The organism is Sphingobacterium corticibacterium (genome assembly GCF_004208525.1).
Taxonomy (GTDB): Bacteria; Bacteroidota; Bacteroidia; order Sphingobacteriales; family Sphingobacteriaceae; genus Sphingobacterium; species Sphingobacterium corticibacterium.
This window is the reverse complement of record NZ_SGIT01000005.1, coordinates 51,982-75,474: the sequence shown is the minus strand read 5'-3', so window position 1 is coordinate 75,474 and position 23,493 is coordinate 51,982. Positions and strand designations below refer to the sequence as shown.

The following is a 23,493-nucleotide window of genomic DNA, read 5'->3' as shown; positions in this document are numbered from 1 at the left end:
TTTTAGTCGTCATTGATCAGTAATTAGTGATCAGTCCTTTCATTTTATCACATTTGGATATTCGCCCCCGTTCTAGTTCTACTATCTCCTGTTTTTCCGCTATATTACTCATCCCGCAAACTATCCACTGGGTTGGCTTTTGCCGTCCGTATGCTTTGTATTCCTACTGTCACTAGCGTTATTCCGATGATAACAAGTCCTCCTGTAACCAACATCCACCACTGGAGCGTTATGCGATATGCAAAGTTGTCCAACCAAGTGGTCATCATCCACCAGGCGACTGGCGAAGCGATGATAATGGCAAGCAAGACCATTTTGGCAAAGCCTTTGGAAAGTGCCAATACAATCGTGGATACCGAAGCGCCCAGTACTTTTCGGATACCGATTTCCTTCGTACGCTGTTTAGCGGTGAATATTGCAATACCGAGGATTCCTAAGCAGGCAATAATGACGGTCAGCACGGTAAAGATCAGCGAAAATGTACCTGCCCTGATGTCGTCTTTGTACAGCTGATTAAATTCTTCATCCAGAAACGTGTATTCAAAAGGATAGCCGGGAAAATGTTTTTTCCAGACCGTGTGTGCGGCGTCTAAGGCTTGGCGTACCTGTCCTTCGCGGGTTTTTACAATAAATTTTGTGCTAAAAAAAGGATCTAACTGAAAAATAACCGGTTGGATGGGCTCGTGAAGACTGCCGTGATGGAAATCTTTGACGATGCCAATAATAGTACCTTGATTTGGTAGGTATTGAGGATCTATGTGTTCTAAATAGTTGCTTCCTACCACCGGTTCTTTAAGGCCAAATACTTTAGCGGCTGTTTCGTTGATAACTAGGTTATGTTTATCCCCTGTATTCTGTTCTATGAACCAGCGTCCTGCAACAAGCTCAAGATCGGAAACCCCTAGATAATCTGCATCTATCCAATAGGTAATCGCCTGGTATGGTTTTACCGGTTCGGGCTGTCCCTGCCAACGGTAACGGATATCTCTTAAATATGTATTATCGATTAAGGAAGTTCCGTTGACATTGGAAATATGTTTGATGGTGTGTTGTTGTAGCAATTCGGTTTTAACGCTTTTCAGTGTTTGTGAAAACTTTTTTTCTGCCGGACTACCGTAAGCTATACTTTTTTGGGGATAGACAGCATAAAAGGAAAAGACCTGTTCTTTTTTATACGCTGCCGTTTGCTCTTGTATATAGCGAAATTGAAGATGGATAACGATAGCACCAACAGTGGCACAGACTGCGACAACCAACTGCCCGATTAAGAGTACTTTCCGTAGCGACTGCACGTTAAGCGATAAATGAATCTTGTCTTTAAAAAGCTGGATCGGACTGACACGGCTCAATAAAAGAGCGGGGTAGATACCGGTCAGCACCGTAACTAATACAAGCAAGCCGATTAATATCAATATGGTTCTGCTTTGGAAGATGGACAGGGTCAGTTCACTTTCAAAGAGCAGATTGAAATAAGGCAACAGTAGAAAAGCGAGGATAACGGTCAAAAAGGTTGCCAATATGACATGCAGGAGGATCTCTATGATTATCTGAACAAACAGCTGTTGTCGGCTGGCTCCGGTCACTTTTCGGATGCCGATTTCTTTATTACGGGTTGTGTTCTGGGCAATCGAGAGGTTGACAAAGTTGATGCAAGCGGTCAGTAGCAATACGGCCGACAGTATGCCCAATACGCGCATCGTATTTTTGTTGCCTTTAGGAAGCATACTGTTTTCGAATTCGGTCGACCAATACAAATCCGATAGCGGAGTTAACCTGTTTTGAATATCTGCTTCCTTTTGATTGGGGACGTTGCTATGAAAAATTTGAGTGATCTTTTGAGATACGATAGGAATAGATGCACTTGGATTAATTTTGAGAAATAATAAACTGCCGAACGCACCCCATTCCGTCAGCCTATACTGCTCGTCTTTGGTCATAGTCGCATTATAGGGAATGAGGATATTCTGTGGAAAAGAAGAGTTGCTCGGTACGTCGGCAAATACGGCCCCAACGGATACGGGAATAGAATCCACCAACAGCGTTTGCCCTATGGGGTCATCGTTTCCGAAATATTGCCGGGCTTTGGACTGGCTGATTGCAACCTGTCGGCTATCGTGCTGCTTGAAAAAATTGAATGAGCCTTTTAGCGGCTGATAACTGAACATCTTTGTCCAATTGGAGTCTATAAACAAGATCGTTTTCTCATAAAAAGAATGGTTGTCCATAGAGATTAATACCCGTCCACCATGACTTATTGCAGCTAATTCGACCTCCGGAACTGCTGTGGGTATGACGTCGTATGAAATATATGGGCTCTGTTCCATAAAACGATCGCCATTGGATTCGTGATGAGAAAGCAGGTGGATCCGTGCCGCTTCACGGTGATGCGTGTCGTACTTTGCTTCATAGTCGATCCATAACGTGATCAACAAGACAACTGCCATGGACACGGCTAAACCACCAATATTGATGATGCTATGAACTTTTTGTCCTAAAATATTCCGCCAAGCGAGTTTTATATGGTTCTTTATCACTATAGTCATGCATATTCGGTATGTATTTATGGACGCAATCGGTTTGCCATTATTTTAATTTGTTGTAAATGATTGGTTTGTGCTTTTATTTGCTGTCCGTTTTCGGACAGTCACTGTTCACGATCGAACAGGAGATTGCTGCAGCGTTTTATATAGCTACTTACTATTTAGTACAAAAAGCCGAAGAGCCAAAGGGGAATTTTCTCATCGATACCTATCTCAAGGTTATCTGCGGCAATGAAAGCATTTTCAACGCCTGCGATTTGCTTTCGACTTTTGCCTTTGCCCCCGACTTCGACCGTCACCTTGCGATCCACCAAAAAATCACCAGCAGAAGGTAGTGAAACTTCATGCTTGGCATTGCGGAGCTGATTGAGCAGAAACGACTCTCTGCGGCTACCTTGATTGGCTTCGGATGAAGCGATAGCACGGTGGAGATTTGGATTTTCCAAATACACCTTTTCGGGTTTTTGTAAGGTACTTATACTGGCGCCTGCGGGATTTAACATATTAATCAGCCGTGCTTTTTCCAAGTAGTGGAGGTATTGGGTCACCGTTTGACGGCTGATGCCTATCTTATCGCTTAATTTGCTGATGTTGGGTTTGAAAGGAACGTTCTCGGCCAAGATGGCAAGTAATTGCATCACTTTACTGGTGTTGTTGATATCAAAACCATCAACAAAGCGTAGTTCGGTCTCGACAATCAGTCGGATAACCTGCTCGATACGTAAAAAATAGGTGCGAATATTTTCCTTAAAAAATGGATAATAACCATGGTCGAGATAAGCCTCAAAATGCGGTATCGGTTTGAAGTCTTTGCTTAATTTTAAAGCGATTTGCGTGTGATGACTTAACACATCCGGTAAAGCTATCGCTTCCGCTGAATAAATATCTGCAAAACGTAAATATTCCCGAAAGGAAAGCCCAGCCAGCTCATAGAATACTGCCCGTCGGCTAAGATCGGCTTCTTGTTGGTAGATGTCAATGACAGAAGAGCCCGTGAATACAATGTAGAGATCCTTATAGGTATCATAGATGTTCTTGATTTCCCTGGCCCAACCGTTGTATTTATGTACCTCGTCTACGAATAATATTTTACCCCCTCGTACTCTAAAAGTTTCTGCTAGCTCAATAAGGCTATTGCTTGCGAAATAGATGTCGTCCAGAGAAATGTATAGTGCAGTGTCATCGCTTTGGAAGTGCAACCTCATACGTTGAAGTAAAAGTGTGGTTTTCCCTGTTCCCCTTGCGCCCAGTATCCCAATCAGTCGGTCCGACCAATCAATTTGATAGTAAAGATGGCGGATGTGTACAGTTTCAACCTCATCGCGAAGGAAAATCGATTTAATTTTAATTCTTTCCATTTTGCAAACTCTTGTTTGCAAAAATAGTTATAAAATGTTAACTATACTTATCAAAAGTGTGTAAATATTGGCAAGTTAAGTTAACATTTCTACTCATTCCTTAAACTATCCACTGGATTGGCCTTTACAACACTCAATATAATACCTCCGGTAATGAAAAATAAGAGCAGTACGAGTCCTAATAAAGGAAGTACAAATACACCCAGGTGCAATTCAGTTCGGGAAGTATAGTTTGCCAGCCATTTATCCATGAGCGTGTAGACTAACGGACAACCGAGCAGCACAGCTAAAAAGAACGTCATATAAAACTCTTTGCTGAATAGCATGATAATTTGCCGGAAAGATGCGCCTAGCACTTTTCGGATGCCGACTTCTTTTAAACGTAGATTAATCGCCAAAGCCGTTAAGCCGATGAGACCCAAAGCGACGATGACGATGGAGATAACCGTAGCAATTTGCGAAGCGCGCTGTAGCTGTAGTTCGACCGTATACATGTTCTTGATCGTATCATCCATAAATCGAAATTCAAAAGGGGCGTCGGGCATAAGCTGTTTCCAATTTTTTTCAAGCGCGGTCAACGCATCAAACGTGGAACCTGCTTTAAGTCGAATGGATAAAAATCGATACTGATTATTATTGTTGATGGAGAACCAGATCACCGGAGGTGATGCGCTATGCATGGAATTGGCGTAAAAATCGTCTGTGACACCGGCAATAGTTCCTGTAAATCGATTGTTAAATAAGCTAACTTGCTGACCGATGGCTTCTTCTGGCGTATGATACCCTAGGGCTTTTGCTGCTTTATTGTTGATGACCAGTTTCGAGTTATCTACCGTAGCCTCTTCCCGTGAACTAAAAAACTGACCGGCCAACAACGGAATATTGTAGGTATCCGAAAAGTAACGATCGGATGTAATCATTAATGCGTCCACTTCATCTTCACTTCCTACTTTTTGTACCTGTTGTATGCCATCAGCAAATGACCCCGGTACGCCATACGAGAGACTGATATTCTTGACATAAGGCAAAGCGCGTAACTGTTCGCGTACCAACTCTATCTTATGCAAACCCGCTTCCGACCAATCGCGAGGCGCTTGTACGGTAATGAGATAGTCTTTGTCATAGCCTAAATCACCTTTCGTGAAGATATCGACTTGCCGGGAAACGACAACGGCAGCAATCAGAACAACGATAGTAACTGTGAACTGCGTGAATAACAATATGCGACGGATAAGATGCTTTTGCTGTATGTTCGTCAGCTGGTTCTTCAGTGATTCCAATAGGCGGTTTTGGGACAGCTTCATGGCAGGATACAAACCGGAGAGCATACCTAAAAAGAATACGGTAAGCATAAAATAAACGAAGAAGGATACCGGAAGCTCAAAGATGTCGGGTAGCGCGGTCAACATGATGGACTCAAACAAAGGGGCTAATACAGGATATAACGCCAAAGCGCCTAAGCCGGCGATCCATACCAACATGAGATATTCCGTGGTCAATTGTAGTATCAATTGTAACCTGTTGCTTCCCATCATTTTTCGAACGCCGATTTCCTTTAGGCGTGTGAAGCTTTGGCTTACCGTAAAATTGATAAAATTGACCACCGCCATGACAAGGAGAAAGCCCGCGATAAGCACTAATACATGCGTTAATTGTCTTATAGCACCTTTATTGTCATTGAGATAATAAGAGGAAAGTGGTTTAAGTTGCGGAATAAGATTGGTGGCAACTTCTTCGTTGGCGTGTTGCCTTAATAAGTTTTGTATGGGAATAGCTAATTGCTCTGGTTGCACGTTTTCCTGTAGCTCGATAAAACCGGCAATCCATAGAGTGTTCCAGTTGTCCACGTTTCTGCCGAAATACGCTTCACTGGCAATGGGAAGGAATATCGAGCTGCTTAGGGCGGCATTCAGCTCCGTAACGGAGTTTTGTGAAGTAGGCTTCAACACACCCGTTACCACAAAATCATGTTTTTCACCTGCGAAATTGCGAATAGTCAGATTTTGTCCTAGAACTTCTTTCTTACCAAAATACTTTATCGCTGCTGATTCTGTGATGACAACCGAGAACGGGGAGGTGAGCGCTTTGCTTGGATTTCCTTCGAAAAGTTCAAAGCCGAACATATCGAGCAACGTCGAATCTCCGAGAGAAACGGATTCCTCGTGTACAGCTGTTCCATTTGATATGATGCAAGTTAAACCATCGATGCGGTAATAATTTGCGACAAGATGGGGGTATTCTTCCCGCAACGCTTTCGGGAGGGCGCCAACGGTCGTGAGTTCCAGACCGATCCCTGTTTTTTTGTATTCGCTCTGCAATATATACTGTCGATCTTGATGACGAAGGCCGCTATTTATTTGATACGTTTGCCATACATAAGCAGCGATCAATAACACAAAAGCCATGCTCGATACTAACCCGACAATATTAATGATCGCATGAAATTTTCTTTTCTGGATATTTCGCCAAGCTGTTTTTATATAGTTCTTTATCACGATTGTAGTTTTTACTCATCCCTTAGACTATCTACGGGATTGGTTTTCGCTGCCCGGATAGTTTGAACGCTGATCGTTACCAAAGTAATTAATAAGCCGATAAAACCTGTAAGAGCAAACATCCACCATTGCAACTCTATCCGATAAACGAAATCATCCAACCATTTATTCATAAGATACCATCCTATGGGAATGGCAAAAAGAAATGCTACGCAAACCCACCTAACAAAATCTTTTGATAATAGTAGGGTAATACCTGTGATGTTGGCACCTAATACTTTTCGGATACCTATTTCTTTGGTACGTTTCACAACCATAATGGATAATAGCCCCAGAAAGCCTAAAGAACTTATTATAATAGAAATGGTCGCTGCTATCCATATTAATTTTTCCAATAAGGCTTCTTTTTGATATAGATTGCCAATCTGTTCATCATAAAATTTATAATCAAAAAGCTCGTTTGGATACCATTGTTTCCATTCTTGTTCCAAATCATGGAGCAATTGATCCGGACGATTTCCACGATATTTTATAGCCAGATTTTTAATGCGCCCTTTATTATATCCTATTACGGTAGGCGATACTCCTTCTTTTAAAGAATTGGTGCTGAAATCACGAACCACACCAATGATTTTTCCACTGTATTCATCATTTAAGCCGCCGGCATGCAAATCTTTTCCGATGATTTCCTGATAATCGGGATAGCCTAAGTTCATGGCCATCTTTTCGTTTATTAAAAACTCGGGATGCTGTTCATTATCTTTGAAATTATGACCGGCTAACAATTGTATACCGAATGTTTTTATGTAGGAGGAGTCCCCGATAGCATAACGTGGTGCCCAGGTTTCCCATTCTGACCTGTTATCAAACTTAAAAGTCCCTCCCCAAACTTTATCGTATGATGGGGGATTATCGCAGAATGTGAAAGCAAGTATATCACTGCGGTGTTGGAGAAAGGCGGTTATTTTTTCCGTGTTGTCCCGCATTTCGTTCTTTAGAGGAAAAACAAGCACCGTCTCCCTATTAAAGCCCATGTCGGTGTTTTTGAGATAACGAACTTGGCTTACGATAACGATGGTGGAGATGATTAAGATTAGAGCGAGTACATTTTGAAAGAAGATCAATGCTTTTCGTCCTAATCCCCAGTTGTTCGCAACCTGTTTCTTTAACGCAGCTTGAATCTTTGTTTTGTTAAGAAAAAATGCAGGGAATAGGCTGGTTGTCATGCAGACGGAAAGCCAAATTACAAAGGAAATAAAAATTAATTTGGATAGCGATAATACCTGTAATGGTTCGTTGACGAACAGATAATGGTTGCTCCAGTCGATCGCTATCCATAGGAATAGCCACGCCAACAACAAAGCAAATAAGGAAATCAATAACGACTCTATCAGAAACTGCAGGAACAATTGTCGTTTTGAGCTTCCAAGTACCTTACGTATTCCCATTTCCGTGCTTCTATAGAGCTGTTGAGCAGAAACCATATTCGTATAGTTGATGCCCGCCATAAACAGGATGCCTATAGCGATAACGGTCAGTATCCCTAAAAGAGAAAACTGTGTAGCCTTTCCATAATTCATATTGAAATGGAAGGCTGTCAACGGCAGCAGTTTATAGGTATAGTATTCCAGTACATCCTCATGCCAGTGCTTTGCTATCAGCTTCCGGATACTATCTTCTACACCCACTTTGTCCTCGGCATGGTGCAAGGTCAACAGAATATTATTGGCTGAGTTGGTGTAACCCCAATTATGAAAGAAGGCGCTTTCTCGGAATTCATTTATAGAGGCGAGTGAAAAATATATCTCTGACTGAAAATCGGAGTTCTTCCGGCTATCATCGATAATACCGACCACCGTTACAGGCAATTTATTTTCTACCCATATTGTTTGTCCGATGGCTTCCTCGTTGCCAAAGAAATTTTTTGCCATGGTCTTTGTTAAAGCTACTGTTGCCGGTTCGTCCAACTGCTGCGGACTTCCGGCTAACCATGGAAAATGCATAATTTCAAAATAATCAGATGAGGTAAAGCACGCTTTGCCTTCTATTTTTCGAAGTTCATTGCCAATTTTTAGCGTAAAATCCTGTTTGTCTATGTACAGCGCAGCTTTTTCGACCTGCGGTAATTCTTGTCGGATAGCGTTGTACATCGCATAAGGACCACCCTTATTATGTTCTGTCTGGTCGAGGTGCAAATCTTCCACCACAATAAAGGTACGTTCGGCGTCGGGATGAAAGCGATCAAAACTCAGTTGGTAAGTGTTGAACGCATAAATAAACAGACAGGCAGCAATAGCTAGGCCGAGACCCGCTACATTTAGTATGGAATGAAACTGATATTTCGCGATTTGACGGAGAGCGGTTTTGAAATATATCTTTATCATTTTCCCTAGTTTTACTTTTTTTATTGAAGACGGGACGGCTACTCATCCCGCAACGAATCCACGGGATTAGCGCGTGCGGCTTTGATGGCTTGCGTACTGACGGTGAACAGTGCGATAGCAATAGCTGCTGCTCCTGCCCAGATAAACACCCACCATGAAATAGCTATTCGGTACGAAAAATCTTCCAACCAATTATGCATTGCCCACCAAGCAACAGGCGATGCCAGAACGATGGCCAAAAACACTAATTTTATAAAATCTTTGGAGAGCATGCTGCTGATTTCGCAAACAGAAGCGCCAAGTACTTTTCGGATACCGATTTCCTTGATACGCGTCTCCGCGATATAGGAAGCAAGCCCGAATAGTCCTAAACAAGAAATGGCAATGGCCAACATGGAAAATATGAACGACAAGGACGCTGTCTGCTGTTGATCGTGAAACTTTTTGGCATACTCCTCATCCACGAAACTATAGTTAAATGGATAAGCGGGGTTGAATTTCTTGATAATGGTCTCCATCGTTTGTAAATTCTGTTGCATGGCGTGATGCTCGTTCGTACGTACAACCATATTGAGCATCCAGTTTTTTGATGGAAAAATTGCCATGGGGGCGATATCCTCATAAGGAGAGTCATTGATATAGTCTTTAAAGACGCCTACAATGGTATAGGTGTCATCTCCTCGTTTGAAATATTTTCCCACCGGATTTTCCAACCCCATGGTTTTGATCGCCGCTTCATTTAATAAAACAGAAGCACTATCGGCTGGTAATCTGGCGTAATCCAAATCACGGCCGTCGACGAGTGTCAACCCCACCGTTTTAACAAAATCGCTTTCTGCACGTCCCAATGCGAAGCTGGTGTTCTGCGTCTGTTCGGGTGTCGCACCTTCCCAGGAAAAATTTCCATTGGATACCGACGCATTTTTTGTGATGGACCATCCAGTACGTGTAACGCCTTTGACTGTACCGCTATTTAACAATTCAGCTTTAATAGCTTCGTAGTTTTTGTTCATATCGCCTTCCACAGGGATTTCGATGAGCTGTGATGCATTGTAACCGGCATTTCGTTCACTGGCATAATTGATTTGCAAACGGACAATTAAAGTTGCTATAATGAGCACAACGGCAATACTAAACTGAAAAATGACCAATACTTCCCGTAAACTGAGATTATACCGACTTTTTTTTAGAATACCCTTTAGGGTTTTAACAGGCTGGAAAGTGGAGAGCACAAATGCCGGATAGATGCCCGCCAGCAAACCGGTACAGAGAACAAAGACAAGTATGGCCATCCAAATTAGTGGATTTGCCATGTCGAATGAAAGCGGTTTATCTAATATTTGATTGAATAAGGGGAGAGCGATAAAAGCTAACCCGATGGCAATAATACCAGCAATCAAGGAGAGTAGGACAGATTCCGTTAGGAATTGACCTATCAGATTGCTTTTTCGTGCACCGACTACCTTCCGCACACCGACTTCTTTTGCTCTTTTCTGACTTCTTGCTGTGCTGAGATTAATAAAATTGATACACGCAATACAGAGAATAAGTAAACCAATGCCGGCGATTAAACGTACTTGTTCAATCTTTCCGCCCACGGGAATGCCATTCTCAAAACGGGAATACAGGTGCATGTTGGACATCGGGTAGAGAAATACCGAATTGAATTTTAAATCGGAAGCATTGTTGCGGACGACAGGTTCTATTTTCTGGTTGAAGGATGTTATATCCGTTCCAGAACGCAGTCGTATAAAAGTATAATAGGTATTGGTATTCCAATCCGTGCCGTATGTTTTATCCTCTAAAGGAATCAAATAACTGAAGTCAAAATCGGTATAGCTGGGCAAATTCTGGAGCACAGCAGTAACCTTGTAAGGCTCTTCATTATCCAAGATTACGGTTTTCTCCAACGGATCTTCGTCTCCAAATAAGTTTTTTGCGAGTTGTGCCGTTAGCACAATATTTTTGTGCCCGGTTAACGCCTGTTTGGTGTTACCGCTGACGATAGGGAAATCAAAAATTTGCAGAAAATCCGGGTCAACTTCATTGCCCTGGGTTTTAAGGCTTTTCTCCCCGTAGGTTAACAAACTGTTGGATGACCAGTACATGCGCGCGGCGTATTCTACTTCGGGATACGTCTCTCTTAGTGCATTGGCGACAGCGCCAGAAGTTATATCTTGGATACGAACTTCTTCATCTTTGTAACGGTTCCAAACTTTATAAATGTCGTTTTTGTCGCTGTAGAAGTTATCATACCGGAATTGATTTTGTACCCATAGGGCGATAAGCAGCACGGACGCCATGCCAATAGCCAACCCGATGATGTTAATGGCGGAATAGCCTTTATTCTTCAATAGGCCTCGCCAAGCTGTTTTTATATAGTTCTTTATCACGATTGTAGTTTTTACTCATCCCTTAAATTTTCTACGATATTTGTCCGGGATACTTTTACGATGTTGACACATATTGTGCATGCAGCGACGATAAGTATACTGCTTGCTGCTACGGCAAACAGCCACCCGTTTAGCGAAATACGGTAGGCAAAGTTCTGTAACCATGTATCAGCTGCCCACCAACCCAATGGAATAGCGACGACGACAGCAAAGGCAATTAGCCGTATAAAGTCTTTTCCCAGTAAAAGGCCAAGATCAGTTGCATTAGCACCTAATATTTTGCGAATGCTGATTTCTTTCGTACGTCGTCCAACCAAAAAAGCAGTTAGGGCAAATAGTCCTATAAGAGCGATAGCAATCGCCGTAAATCCGAAAAAAGAGACGATACGTTGCAAACGAATATGGCTGCTAAAGAGTTGCTGGAAATTTTCATCTAAAAAGGAAAACCGGATACCGAATCCCGGTTCGACACGTTTCCAGAGATTCTCGATCGCTGTCACTTGTTTTCCGATGTCACCACCGGTCAGCTTAACTAGTATGGCTCCGCCCGACTGGAATATACAAGCATCATTACCGATTGTAAAAACGGCCGGTTGTATCTGCTGTTCCAGCCCGAGTACGTTAAAATCTTTCACGATGCCTACAACTTCCATTGGAATGCTGTCACAACCGGGATAGGTAATATACGTGCCGCCGGCTCGTTGAAGGCCGAGTTTCATCGCCGCCGTCTCGTTGATAATGGCTGAACGCGTATGTTGATCATTGTAATTATCCGAGAACAGTCTGCCGTCGATCAGTTTGATATCTAGTGTTTCAAAATAATCTTTACTTATTTTGACTGATCCAAGACGGTGTATCTTGCCATTATGCTTAAAATTCATCGTTGATGTATCGGAGAATTGGTCGCCCGGAACCTTGGTAGTTTTTGCTACGGCGTGTACTCCGGATATACTTAAGAGGCTGTTCTTGACTTGCTCGAAATTATCTTCTCTGGTCTGCATCGTTAATGCCTGTATGCGCAGTACCTGCTCTCCCGAAAACCCTTTGTCGAACTGCTGCATGTAAGTTAGTTGACGGTTGACAACAGCAATCCCGATAATAAAAAATGCAGCGACGACAAATTGTATTACAATCAATCCGTTACGGAGGATAGCCCCCTGTTTTCCACTAGAATAGTCTCCTTTCAACACCTTGGTCGTATTGTAACGAGAAAGAAAGACGGCGGGATATAAACCCGAAAGTAAAGTGACGACAACCAAGCATAATATAACCTGTGTAACGAGAAGCCATGAAAATTGAGATCCAAAAAAGTGTAACGGGATCTGGAATTCCCGATTAAAATAGGGTAAGACGATATGTAAAAGCAGGATAGCAATTCCTAATGCAATAAGACACTGAATGGCGATTTCACCCATGAACTGCCAGAATAATCTTGCTTGGCTAGAACCCAATACTTTTTTCACACCGACCTCTTTAGCCCGTTTTAAGGAAGAAGCAATGGACAGATTACTGAAATTAACGGCTCCTGCAAATAGGAGCAATATTGCCAATACCAGCAAAATGGAAATATTTGCCATATTGCTGTTTCCATATTTTGGAAAATTGTGGATGTTATGTACCGCATCGACAAATAGGCCTTCTTGACTTCCCGACCTATGAAATGCTTCATAGGTCATGTTTTTGTCTTTCATCAGTCTATCGGTATAATAAATCCGATCTATCGCTAATTCTACTTCTTCGGCCGGTATAAGAGTTTTGGTTTTGACATACGTGTAATAGGACCAGTTTCCCCAGTGGTAATTGTCGGTTTCATATGGCGAACGATATACCATTTGAATATCCAGATGTGTCGGTCCCTGAGGATGTTCCATGACAGCGGTTACTTCCCGCTCAAAGGAGTTGAATACTTTAATCGTTTTTCCGATGGGGTTTTCCTTTCCAAAAAGCTTGGTGGCGACCTCTTCACTGATGACCATAGCATTGGGTTTTTGCAGTGGATTTAGGGCATCGCCATCTATGATTTTGTAAGGGAACACTTGAAAAAATAACGAGTCGGCAGATATTACCCCACTTTGCGATATAACTTTTTCTTCCACGAATATCGGCATTTCAAAAGTTACATCTGTCGATATTTTTGTAGCGGTCTCGATTTGAGAAGTATTTTCCCGGAGTAAGGCTGCTAAAGGTGCCTGTGTATTCGGAGATATATCGTTGTCGGCATCACGAATGGAGACCTTAAATACTTTTTCAAGCGCTGGATTCCAACGATCATAACTTAGTTCATAATTAAGATAGAGTAGGATTACCAGAAAGCTGGTTAGCCCTACTGATAAACCTAGGATATTGACGGCTGCGTAACCTTTGTTTTTCCAGAAGGTACGGAAAGTGAATTTTATGTAGTTCTTTAGCATGGTTTATACTTTAAATTATCCAATTACTCATCCCGTAAACTGTCAACCGGGTTAGCTCGTGCTGCCTTAACGGCTAATGTACTTACCGTAAACAGCGCAATTAACATGGCGATCATACCAGCGAAGAAAAATGTCCACCATCGTATATCTATCCGATAAACAAAATCCTGCAACCATCGATTCATAATCCACCAGGCAATAGGAGAGGCAATGATGATGGCCAGAACAACCAATTTTAAAAAGTCTTTTGACAGCATCGTGGCAATCGCCGCGACCGAAGCACCCAATACTTTTCGAATGCCAATTTCCTTTTGCCGCTGTATTGTCGCAAAGGAAACCAACCCGAACAATCCCAAACAAGCAATAAAAATGGCCAACCCCGAGAATAACGCTGTTAAAGTCGCGGTGCGTTTTTGTTGTTTAAATTTCAGCGCATATGCTTCATCGGCGAAATGGATGTCTACCGGATAATCCGGATTGTATTTTTTTAATATCGCTTGGAGCTGATCCATATTGGAAAGTAAACTGTTTGCCGTATTTAACCGGATATGTATATAGCTAAAGTAACTGGCGGGGCCTTTTACCATCATCGGCTCAATATCTTGATATGGTGATTGCAGTATAAAGTCTTCTATTACCCCCACAACATGCCAAGTTGTTTCGTATTCCGTTCCTTTGGCCTCTATAATTTGTGTACCCAACGGATTTATAAGCCGCATACGTTCCACGGCCTTCTGGTTCAGTAATACGGCATTGGAATCCGAGGGATGCGTATAAACATCAATATCTCTGCCGCTAAGCAGTTTGATGCCCATCGTTTGCCCAAAATCCGTATCGGTACTCATAATATTGAACGTCACATCGAAATCTTCCGGTTGCGCATTGGGCCAGGAATACCCCCAACTGTTACTTGTATAGCCGGTAATACGGCCTAATGATTTTGTCACACTGCTGGCAACGCCGTGCTTTAACAGCTCGTTGCGTATTATGGTATAGTTCTTTCTTAAATCACCTTCTAGCGCTACGTAAACCAGGTTATTTTGATCATAACCATTATCGCGGTTCTGTGCATGACGTATCTGTTGGCTGATAATAATGGTGCAGATGCCTAAACAGATGGAAATGGTAAACTGTAATGTTACCAATACCTTCCGCGGTTTGAAATTTCCCTTGGCCGACACCAGATTGCCCTTTAGGGTTCTGATGGGTTCGAAAGCAGATAGTACAAAAGCAGGATATATACCCGCACCGAGGGTAGCGATAACGATGACGGTTACGAGAAGTCCCCAAAAAACAATAGGTTGGTCACTGATACGGATATCGCCGTTGATAAGGGTGTTGAAAAAAGGTAATCCTACCGCTGTAAGTAACAGTGCTATACTACCCGCTAAGAGTGTTATCAGAAAGGATTCCAATAGGAACTGCTGGATAAGCATTTTCTTCGGTGCACCGACGACTTTTCGTACGCCGACCTCTTTTGCTCGTCTTTCGGCCCCTGCGGTGCTGAGATTAATGAAATTAATGCATGCGATGAGGAGGATGAATAACCCGATCAAAGCGAACATCCGTAAGGTGATGATAGTGCCAGCTACCATTTTCCCATTCTCCGATTTATTATATAGATGCCAACGGTTTGCCGGATAGAGATAAATACTCGCTTTTACTTGATTGTTGGTGTGATTCTTGACAAGATTAGCAATATTTTGATTGGTGGAAGATAGCGAAACTCCCTCTTTCAATAGGGCATATGTCTCGTGATTATAGTTTGTCCAATTGTCGTTAATTATCCAGCCCGTGATCTTCAACAGATCCCATGAACAGAAAAATTCATTTCCCCGGAATATAGAATTATAAGGAATATCCTGAATAACACCTTGGACGGCCATGGAAGCCAAGGTGTCTATTTTTACTATTCTTCCTATTACATCGGTATGCCCGAACATCTTTTTTGCTAAGGATTCCGTTATTACAATTGCATCTGGTTTTAGGAGAACATTCTCCGGATTGCCTGCTAAAAAAGAAAAATCAAATATGGTGAAAAATCCAGGATCACTGACTATACCGGAGGCTTTAAAGCGTTTTTCATCGTTATGGAGAAGATGGTCGACCGTGGCAGTTCTAACGACTTCTTCTATCTCCGGATGTTCCTGTTTGAGGATGGGACCTAACACAGCGGGTGTACCTCCCCAAGTATGGGATTTGCCCTCAAATGTATCGCGTGTGTATACTTGAGATATGCGATCCGTTTTCGAATAAAAGCGATCATATTGTACTTCCGAGCTAATCCATAAGCCTATAATGAGCGATATGCCCATACCCAAAGCTAAACCGAAAATATTGATAGTGGAATTTCCTTTGTTTTTCAGAAGGTTTCTCCACGCTATTTTGAAATGGTTCTTTATCATGATGGACAAGTTGAGAGGTTATACGTGCGCTGTTTCCATAATGACCTGCCCGTCCAGCATCCGTATAACACGGTCGGCGAATTTAGCATCGTGTTCACTGTGTGTTACCATGACGATGGTCGTACCGGCTTCATTCAATTCGGTCAATAGCTGCATGACCTCGTTACCGTTGTTCGAATCAAGATTACCGGTCGGCTCATCGGCTAAGATGAGTTTCGGATTGTTGACAACCGCCCGCGCAACCGCAACACGCTGCTGTTGACCTCCTGATAGCTGTTGCGGAAAGTGGTTGCGTCGATGCATAATCTGTACTTTTTCCAATACCTCTTCTACACGGCGTTTGCGTTCCGCAGCTGGTACTTTCGTGTAAACTAGAGGAAGTTCTACATTTTCAAATACGGTCAGTTCATCGATCAGGTTAAAGCTTTGGAATACGAAGCCAATGTTATGTTTCCGCAGGTTAGAACGATTACTCTCCTTGAATTTAGCGACCTCGGTACCGTTGAATAAATAACTTCCTTCGTCCAGATCGTCTAATAACCCAACAATATTCAAGAGGGTTGATTTGCCACAACCCGAAGGCCCCATGACAGCCACAAATTCACCTTCTTTTACGTGAATGTTTACGTTATTCAACGCAACTGTTTCTACTTCTTCGGTGCGGTAGTATTTTTGTAGGTTTGTTATTTTTATCATGATGTATATGATTTACTTTGTAGCCCGCTGTGGGTTTATCTTTACAATCTTTATAGTCCTATTTAACATTCAATTCCTGTATCTTATCGTATGTTTCGTAACTCGATACAATAACTTTGTCGCCGGGTTGTAAACCGCCAATTATTTCGTAGTATTCTGGATTCTGTCTGCCAAGTTGTATATCCGCCCGATAGGCAGTATTCCCGTTCTTATCCAGTTTGAAAATCCAGTTTCCGCCTGTCTGTTGATAGAAACCTCCTTTTGTTAATAATAACGCCTTTGTTTCATCGCTCAAAGCCAACCGGATTTGTAAAGTCTGTCCGCGACGTACGCTGGAAGGTGTTTCTCCATCAAACTCCATATCGACTTGAAAGCGTCCATTCGTAACTTGTGTGTACACTTTTTTGATTTTCAGCTTATAGACTTTCCCACTCAACGTAAATTCACCTATTTGTTCGGTAAAGATACGATTGATGTAATGTTCATCAATGTCAGCACGTACTTTAAAACCTGTCAAGACATCTATTTGCCCGAGCCGCTCGCCAGCATTTTTATTTTGACCGATTTCAGCGTCAAAAGATGTTAGCTGTCCGTCTACCGGTGCGCGCACAATAAGATCGTCTACTTTCTTACGCATGAGATCCAATGCGCTTTGTGTACGTTCGTAAGTCTTTTGATCTTGCAGCGCTTTCTGGTTGTTGGAAATGGAATCTTGCCGGAGGATTTGTTTGGTCAATGTTACACGTTGCTTTTGATAATTATATTCGTTAACCGATTTTTCGTATTCCTGCGAACCAATAGCTTTCTCTTTATATAGTTTTTGGTTTAAATTGTACACACGTTCCGCTTCGCGGAATGCCTGCTGTACATCCGCCATTTGGTTACGGCTATTAATAGACATTTGTTCGGCATTAGTACGTGCAATTTGTGCCTGCGTTAATAAATTAAGGACCTGTGTTTCCTGTTGTACCAAACTCAGTTCCTGGTCTGTATTTGCCAGGCGCATAATGGGATCCCCTTTTTTTAGCACAGCCCCATCTTCCACAAACTTTTCGTCTACACGCCCACCGACAGATGCATCTAAATAGATACTGCTAATAGGAAGCACCGTTCCATTAATAGGAATAAATTCTTGAAAGGTGCCCTCTTTGACCTCGACGATACTGATGCGGTCGGCATCAACATTCAAACGGCTGTTTCCACTGGTGAAATAATAACTGGCTCCTATCAAGGTGATAATTCCAACAACACCCACGAGTGTTAAAATCCGTTTACTATTCCATTTCTTCTGTTGTATTGGCCTGTCCATTTAAAAAATTAGAAATTATGTTTGTGTAGTTTTTACCTATACAATGCTATGCCAATATTATAAGATGTTTATTTACAGTTTTTTAATTTGTTTGTTTGATGAAAGGTGTTCATATCCGAACAGTCTGCTGTTCGGTGGCGAACAGGGAATGCAAGTGTATGTAAAAAGAAAATTTCTACGGCTCCCATGCTAATTGAGGAGAGCAGGGAAGCCAGTAGAAATAGAGAGAGAAATAGAAAAGTGTATTTTTGTTTATGACATTATTTAGAATGATTTTAAACTGCTGTAAAGATGGGGGTTATTTAGAAACATTCCAAACAAAATGTAACGCAAAAGGAAATTGTTATTTAATAATCGGAAATAATACTTGTATGTTCTTTTTTTCCGTAAAAAAGAACCAAAACCGAGCGAAGCGAGCTCATGGATACTAAAACAAACACGAATCCATAAATCTCGTCGCTGAAAACCTTTGGCATTGGAGATAGTGCAAAATTGGTATTTCTACATTTGCCAAAGCTTTTGAGGCGACCTTTAGTGTTAAGGAAGGGATACTGCAATGCGTAATCTATGCAATTTATATTGCTTCGCGCTTTCGCGGAGTAAAACGACCTAGCATTGTTCCGCGGCCAGTTTTACGCCGGCTATTCCGTTAAAAACAGAATGCTGTTTGACCGAAGGGAGTTTCATTCTGTTTAGGAATGGACAAGTAAAGGTAGCGGAACCTAGCCAGTCTTGACTTTTTTTTGCTTCGTTTTTTTGTGTCAAGACAAAAAAATGAAGGACTCGGTTCATGTTCGTTGGTGAACAACAACTGTTCGATAGCGGACACGTGGCTATTTGTCTCTTTCATATTGTATTCTATTATAAGTTGTTATGTTTTTGGCATGCGCTATGGAAAGGATAAGGAAAATTTTGTGAATGAAGAATTGTGCTATCCTTATTGTTGTGTTTATAATTACTTATAGTAGTGCCATTTCGGTAATGGGACAAACGTACAGCAATTTGTCTCTAGCCGAATGCGTGCGATTGGCAGTCGAGAATAACCCAACATTGAAACAGACGGAATTAAATGTATATCGACATCAGATAAATTATAAACAAGCGCGCTATAATCGATTACCATCTTTGGAAGGAAATATAAACCATGGATACAATGAAGGAAGAAGCGTTAATGCTACGACCAATCAATTTGTGAACACGAGCTTTTTCTCCGGGGGGCAGTCGCTTTATCTTAATGCACCCCTATTCAATGGATTCCAAATTTTGCATGACATCCGGCGTAGGGCGAGTGCCTTGGAAGCCGGAAAATTTGAATTTGAAGGGGCGGTGAATGAATTGAAATTGGATGTAATAGAAGCGTACGTATTGGTATTGACGGCACAGGATATGTTAAGGCAGACGGAGGGACAATTGGCTGTAACGCAGGAAAATATAGATCGTATGGAGATTATGCAGCGGGAGGGGGCGGCTGATCCCGGAGACTTCTATGACCTAAAAGGGCAATTACGTACCGATCAAAATCTATTGGAGACAAACAAACAAGCGTTGTACGATCGGCGATTGCGTTTAGCGGCTTTACTGAACCGCGCTGTTGATGAATTGCCAGAACTCGAACCATTACCATTCTCTATTGATCAGAAACGTTATTCCGATGCTCAGCTATATCATACAGCGATGAATGTCTTACCACAATTTAAGGCGTTGGATTGGCGTATCAAGGAAGCTCAGCAACAAGTAAAAATGATAAAATCTGATTATTACCCATCTCTATCATTGTCAGCTTCCATTCAGTCTCGTTTCTCGAGTATTGATGAGTCTGGGTTTAATTATTGGCAACAGTTTAGAAACTACCCCGCAAAAGGTATTTCGTTGAGCTTACGCATTCCGATTTTTAGCAAAATGAGGGTAAGAACACAAGTGAAATTGGCAAAATTAGATTTGGATGAGGTAAAATGGGAACGGGAAATCCAAGAAAACGCTTTACGGGAACAAACGGCGAAAGCGGTGTTTAGTATGAAAACATTGCGAGAAAATGTGAATAACCTACGCGAACAAGCGCAAAGCTATCAAGAAGCTTTTCGCATAGCACAAGTGCATTTTGATGCCGGAAATAGTAACTCTGTGGTATTTCTAACGGCAAAAAACAAGCTGGACAATACTAGAAATGCGTTGGTGATTAAACAATACGCGTGGATAATGCAAAAATATATCAATGATTATTACGCAGGAACATTAGATTTGTAATGTAAAAAGATAGGTTACCATAGGTTTGTGATGAAAAAAACTTCCATTTTAGTCGTTGATGACGACCAGGATTTGCTAACGGCCGTTCGCATTTTACTAAGACCGAAAGTAAAGCAAGTCATAGTCGAGTCCAATCCTGAAAATATCCTTCGTACGTTGGAACGGAACGTTATTGATTTGGTGTTGTTAGATATGAATTTTAAGAGCGCTATCAATACGGGTAACGAGGGGTTGTTTTGGTTGGGGAAAATCAAAAGCAGGTATCCGCATGTTAAGGTGGTGATGATTACAGCGTATGGTGCGGTCGACCTTGCCGTGCGATCACTCAAACAGGGAGCTTCTGATTTTATTGTAAAGCCTTGGCAGAATGAACATCTGTTGCAGACATTGGAGACCATTTTCGAGGAAACTAAGCCAATAAAAGGACGCGAGCAAACGATCTTGCCGGCGATTCGTCAAGACAACGATTTGATTGGCCGTTCGGCGATTATGGAAGATCTGCAGTATAAGATAGATAAAGTCGCGCCAACGGATGCCAATATTTTAATATTGGGTGAGAACGGAACAGGAAAAGACTTGATTGCGCAGGCTTTGCACCAACGTTCTTTACGAAAAAAACAAGGCTATATTAAAGTGGATGTTGGTGCATTGACCGAAACACTTTTTGAAAGCGAGCTGTTTGGTTACAAGAAAGGTGCTTTTACGGACGCTAGAGAAGATAGACAGGGACGTTTTGAGGCGGCAAACGGTGGTACGTTGTTTTTGGACGAAATAGGTAATATAAATCTACAGCAGCAAGCAAAACTATTGAGTGTTCTGCAAAATCGACAGGTCGTGCCGTTAGGTTCCTATCAGCCTATCTCGGTAGACATCCGCTTGTTGAGCGCTACCAATGTTCCTTTAAAAGCATTGGCGGACGAAAGTAGATTTCGTAAAGATTTGATATACCGTATTAACACGGTCGAGATACAGGTGCCACCGTTAAGAGAACGGGGAGAGGATATTGTGTTATTGGCAAATCACTTTCTGGACTTCTATAACCGAAAATATCATAAGCATATGGAGGGTTTTGAGCGCAATGCTATCCAAAAACTAAAAACCTACCATTTCCCAGGTAATGTCCGCGAACTTCAATATAGTATCGAGCGCGCCGTTATTATGGCGGAGCAACGCAGTATACAGGATAACGACATTTTATTTTCTCCAATTGAGCAGGCGGTCCAGGAAAGCAGTATATTGCGTGAGCCTGCTTATGCTAATCAGAGTCTAGAGGAGATGGAGCGTCATGCCATTCAATCTGCAATCGAACGTTATAATGGCAATATCAGCAAAGCAGCGCGTGAGTTGGGATTGACGCGCGCGGCTTTGTATAGGCGTATGGAGAAATATAATATCTGATAACATGGGGCGACTGCGGGATTTCTTCTTCTGGAACACATTGTTCTTAATATCAGTCGCGGTAGGGACAGCTTACCTATTCTTTCAGAAATGGTATTTGCCTGCTACGATAAGCTTTATAGTGCTTTTTATGCTCGCGTTTCGGTGGTTGGGTAAACAGCGAAAATTAGTCGAAGAAGTACTCGATTTCGCTGAGGCAGTACGCTATAGAGATTTTACCCGACGATTTGTCATCAGACATCCGAAATCCGTTGAGGGCAGATTGTTCGCAGCATTCAATGCTATTAACGATGTGTATAAACGTATCAGCATGGACAAGGAAATCCAGCATCAGTATCTTAATAAGGTTCTTAATATGTTGGATTCTGCTATTATTTTCTACCAGGAGAATACCGGAAAAGTGATGTGGATCAATGATGCGTTTAAACAACTCTTTCGAACGCCGCACATTGGAAATATCCGTGGTTTGATGAAACGTCATCCAGATTTGTATGAAAAAACAATCCATATGAAGCTCGGAAAGCAACAGGTCGAATCGGTGAGCTTTGCTATCGGAAAGATTAAATTGCTGATGCATGGTTCTACTTTTTCTACGCAGGAAGGAACATTTCGGATTGTCGTTTATCAAAATATAAATGAAGCGATAGACGAAACGGAAACCAAGGCTTGGCATAAATTATTACGGGTATTGACGCATGAAATTATGAATTCGATTGCGCCCATCAGCTCGCTAGCAGAAACGTTGCACGCTCGATTAGAAGAAGGATATGGTGAGGAAGATACAGAAGACGTTAAACTTGGCATCTATACTATAAAACGACGCAGTGAGGGGCTTTTACAATTCGCTAAGAGTTATCGGCTGATCAATAAGGTAGATCAACCTAATTTTGTAGATATACAGTTAAAGGTGCTGTTCGAAAGTATATATCAGTTGCTTGAACCTACACTGCTGCAAAAAAAAATCGATTTGGATATCATTTTGAAGGATACACGTTTGTTTCTTCGCGCGGATATTAACTTAGTGGAACAGGCTTTGATTAATCTGTTGCTCAACGCGATGGAAGCGGTTAAAGATTGTGCTGAGCCCTATATCAGTATAGCGGGGTTGAAAAGAGATGACCACGTGGTTATCAAAATTCAAGATAACGGGCGAGGGATGTCTCCCGATATTCAGGAGCAGATATTTACACCATTTTTCACGACCAAGAAATCGGGCAGTGGGGTAGGACTAACCCTTAGTAAGCAGATTATGCTTCTGCACAAAGGAAACCTCTTTGTGGAAAGTGAAGAAGGAAAAGGAAGTACGTTTTCATTGCAGTTTGTAACGTAACTTGCTGCAAAATGCTAACATCTTCATACGAAATATTACCTTTGTGGCATGCGCTACTACTGGGATCTGATACGACATTTTTTTGTTTCCAATAGCCGGCATGGTACGCATTCCCCTTTTGTGTATGATTTGGCTTCACATGTTATTTATAATGTTTCGCGTTTGAAAACCGATACGGTGACAGTTTCATCAGATTTTAATCCTACATATAGAAGCTTGCTTTTAGCTATATTGACCCATATGGATGTGAAGGAACTGGGGTATTTGGGGCAATCTGATCATGCTGAGGCGCTGTTTACGGATTTACGGAGCACTTCTGCCGATAAGATAAAAAAAGCTGTTTGTCAAGGAAAGGTGATCATCGTACATGAACCTTTTCGAACCCGCAAAACAAAACGTATATGGCAGCAACTGGTGCAAAGTGCAGACGTTGTGGTATCGATCAATTTATTTCATTTTGGCATATTGATGTACCGTAAAGAACAACGGAAAGAAAATTTTCAGCTACGTTATCCGTTTTGGAAGTGAAC

At 41.9% G+C, this 23,493-nt stretch carries 13 protein-coding genes; 4 read left to right on the top strand and 9 right to left on the bottom strand.

The annotated features are described in order from the left end of the window. Nucleotides 1-104: 104 nt before the first annotated feature. From EWE74_RS18765 to EWE74_RS18725, 9 genes are all read right to left on the bottom strand, one after another. Nucleotides 105-2,543, bottom strand: coding sequence for an ABC transporter permease (locus tag EWE74_RS18765; protein ID WP_130143201.1), 2,439 nt, complete (start codon nucleotides 2,541-2,543; stop codon nucleotides 105-107). Nucleotides 2,544-2,701: 158 nt separating this feature from the next. After that, complete coding sequence (locus EWE74_RS18760; protein WP_130143200.1) at nucleotides 2,702-3,898, bottom strand: ATP-binding protein; 1,197 nt, start codon at nucleotides 3,896-3,898, stop codon at nucleotides 2,702-2,704. An 89-nt stretch (nucleotides 3,899-3,987) separates the two neighbouring features. After that, the gene (locus EWE74_RS18755) at nucleotides 3,988-6,393 is read right to left on the bottom strand and encodes an ABC transporter permease (protein WP_130143199.1); all 2,406 of its coding nucleotides are present in this window, start codon (nucleotides 6,391-6,393) and stop codon (nucleotides 3,988-3,990) included. Between the two features lie 11 nt (nucleotides 6,394-6,404). Beyond that, nucleotides 6,405-8,777 carry an ABC transporter permease gene (locus EWE74_RS18750; RefSeq protein ID WP_130143198.1) on the bottom strand — a complete coding sequence of 791 codons (2,373 nt, stop codon included), beginning with the start codon at nucleotides 8,775-8,777 and terminating at the stop codon, nucleotides 6,405-6,407. 38 nt (nucleotides 8,778-8,815) lie between these two features. Next, complete coding sequence (locus EWE74_RS18745; RefSeq protein WP_130143197.1) at nucleotides 8,816-11,170, bottom strand: ABC transporter permease; 2,355 nt, start codon at nucleotides 11,168-11,170, stop codon at nucleotides 8,816-8,818. 11 nt (nucleotides 11,171-11,181) lie between these two features. Continuing rightward, the gene (locus EWE74_RS18740; RefSeq protein ID WP_130143196.1) at nucleotides 11,182-13,581 is read right to left on the bottom strand and encodes an ABC transporter permease; all 2,400 of its coding nucleotides are present in this window, start codon (nucleotides 13,579-13,581) and stop codon (nucleotides 11,182-11,184) included. Nucleotides 13,582-13,604: 23 nt separating this feature from the next. Beyond that, nucleotides 13,605-15,986 (bottom strand): FtsX-like permease family protein, encoded by a 2,382-nt coding sequence (locus EWE74_RS18735; protein ID WP_130143195.1) that lies wholly within the window; start codon nucleotides 15,984-15,986, stop codon nucleotides 13,605-13,607. Nucleotides 15,987-16,004: 18 nt separating this feature from the next. Next, complete coding sequence (locus EWE74_RS18730) at nucleotides 16,005-16,682, bottom strand: ABC transporter ATP-binding protein (RefSeq protein WP_130143194.1); 678 nt, start codon at nucleotides 16,680-16,682, stop codon at nucleotides 16,005-16,007. Between the two features lie 58 nt (nucleotides 16,683-16,740). Then, nucleotides 16,741-17,991 carry an efflux RND transporter periplasmic adaptor subunit gene (locus EWE74_RS18725; RefSeq protein ID WP_130143193.1) on the bottom strand — a complete coding sequence of 417 codons (1,251 nt, stop codon included), beginning with the start codon at nucleotides 17,989-17,991 and terminating at the stop codon, nucleotides 16,741-16,743. Between the two features lie 918 nt (nucleotides 17,992-18,909). On the opposite strand from EWE74_RS18725, the gene EWE74_RS18720 reads away from it, so the two are divergent. The 4 genes from EWE74_RS18720 to EWE74_RS18705 are packed head-to-tail and all read left to right on the top strand — an operon-like array spanning nucleotide 18,910 to nucleotide 23,491. Continuing rightward, nucleotides 18,910-20,235: a TolC family protein gene (locus EWE74_RS18720; RefSeq protein ID WP_130143192.1), complete on the top strand. Its 1,326-nt coding sequence runs from the start codon at nucleotides 18,910-18,912 to the stop codon at nucleotides 20,233-20,235. 30 nt (nucleotides 20,236-20,265) lie between these two features. Continuing rightward, nucleotides 20,266-21,633, top strand: a complete 1,368-nt coding sequence (locus tag EWE74_RS18715; RefSeq protein ID WP_130143191.1) for a sigma-54-dependent transcriptional regulator — start codon at nucleotides 20,266-20,268, stop codon at nucleotides 21,631-21,633. Nucleotides 21,634-21,637: 4 nt separating this feature from the next. Next, nucleotides 21,638-22,963, top strand: coding sequence for a sensor histidine kinase (locus EWE74_RS18710; protein WP_130143190.1), 1,326 nt, complete (start codon nucleotides 21,638-21,640; stop codon nucleotides 22,961-22,963). A gap of 48 nt (nucleotides 22,964-23,011) precedes the next feature. Beyond that, complete coding sequence (locus EWE74_RS18705) at nucleotides 23,012-23,491, top strand: hypothetical protein (protein ID WP_130143189.1); 480 nt, start codon at nucleotides 23,012-23,014, stop codon at nucleotides 23,489-23,491. Nucleotides 23,492-23,493: the final 2 nt, after the last annotated feature.

Excerpts from the sequence above, each read along its gene's own strand:
- EWE74_RS18765 (WP_130143201.1), bottom strand. The coding sequence starts at position 2,543 with ATGACTATAGTGATAAAGAACCATATAAAACTCGCTTGGCGGAATATT.
- EWE74_RS18710 (WP_130143190.1), top strand. The coding sequence starts at position 21,638 with ATGGGGCGACTGCGGGATTTCTTCTTCTGGAACACATTGTTCTTAATA.
- EWE74_RS18735 (WP_130143195.1), bottom strand. The coding sequence starts at position 15,986 with ATGATAAAGAACCATTTCAAAATAGCGTGGAGAAACCTTCTGAAAAAC.
- EWE74_RS18720 (WP_130143192.1), top strand. The coding sequence starts at position 18,910 with ATGAAGAATTGTGCTATCCTTATTGTTGTGTTTATAATTACTTATAGT.
- EWE74_RS18760 (WP_130143200.1), bottom strand. The coding sequence starts at position 3,898 with ATGGAAAGAATTAAAATTAAATCGATTTTCCTTCGCGATGAGGTTGAA.
- EWE74_RS18750 (WP_130143198.1), bottom strand. The coding sequence starts at position 8,777 with ATGATAAAGATATATTTCAAAACCGCTCTCCGTCAAATCGCGAAATAT.
- EWE74_RS18715 (WP_130143191.1), top strand. The coding sequence starts at position 20,266 with ATGAAAAAAACTTCCATTTTAGTCGTTGATGACGACCAGGATTTGCTA.
- EWE74_RS18730 (WP_130143194.1), bottom strand. The coding sequence starts at position 16,682 with ATGATAAAAATAACAAACCTACAAAAATACTACCGCACCGAAGAAGTA.
- EWE74_RS18725 (WP_130143193.1), bottom strand. The coding sequence starts at position 17,991 with ATGGACAGGCCAATACAACAGAAGAAATGGAATAGTAAACGGATTTTA.
- EWE74_RS18740 (WP_130143196.1), bottom strand. The coding sequence starts at position 13,581 with ATGCTAAAGAACTACATAAAATTCACTTTCCGTACCTTCTGGAAAAAC.
- EWE74_RS18705 (WP_130143189.1), top strand. The coding sequence starts at position 23,012 with ATGCGCTACTACTGGGATCTGATACGACATTTTTTTGTTTCCAATAGC.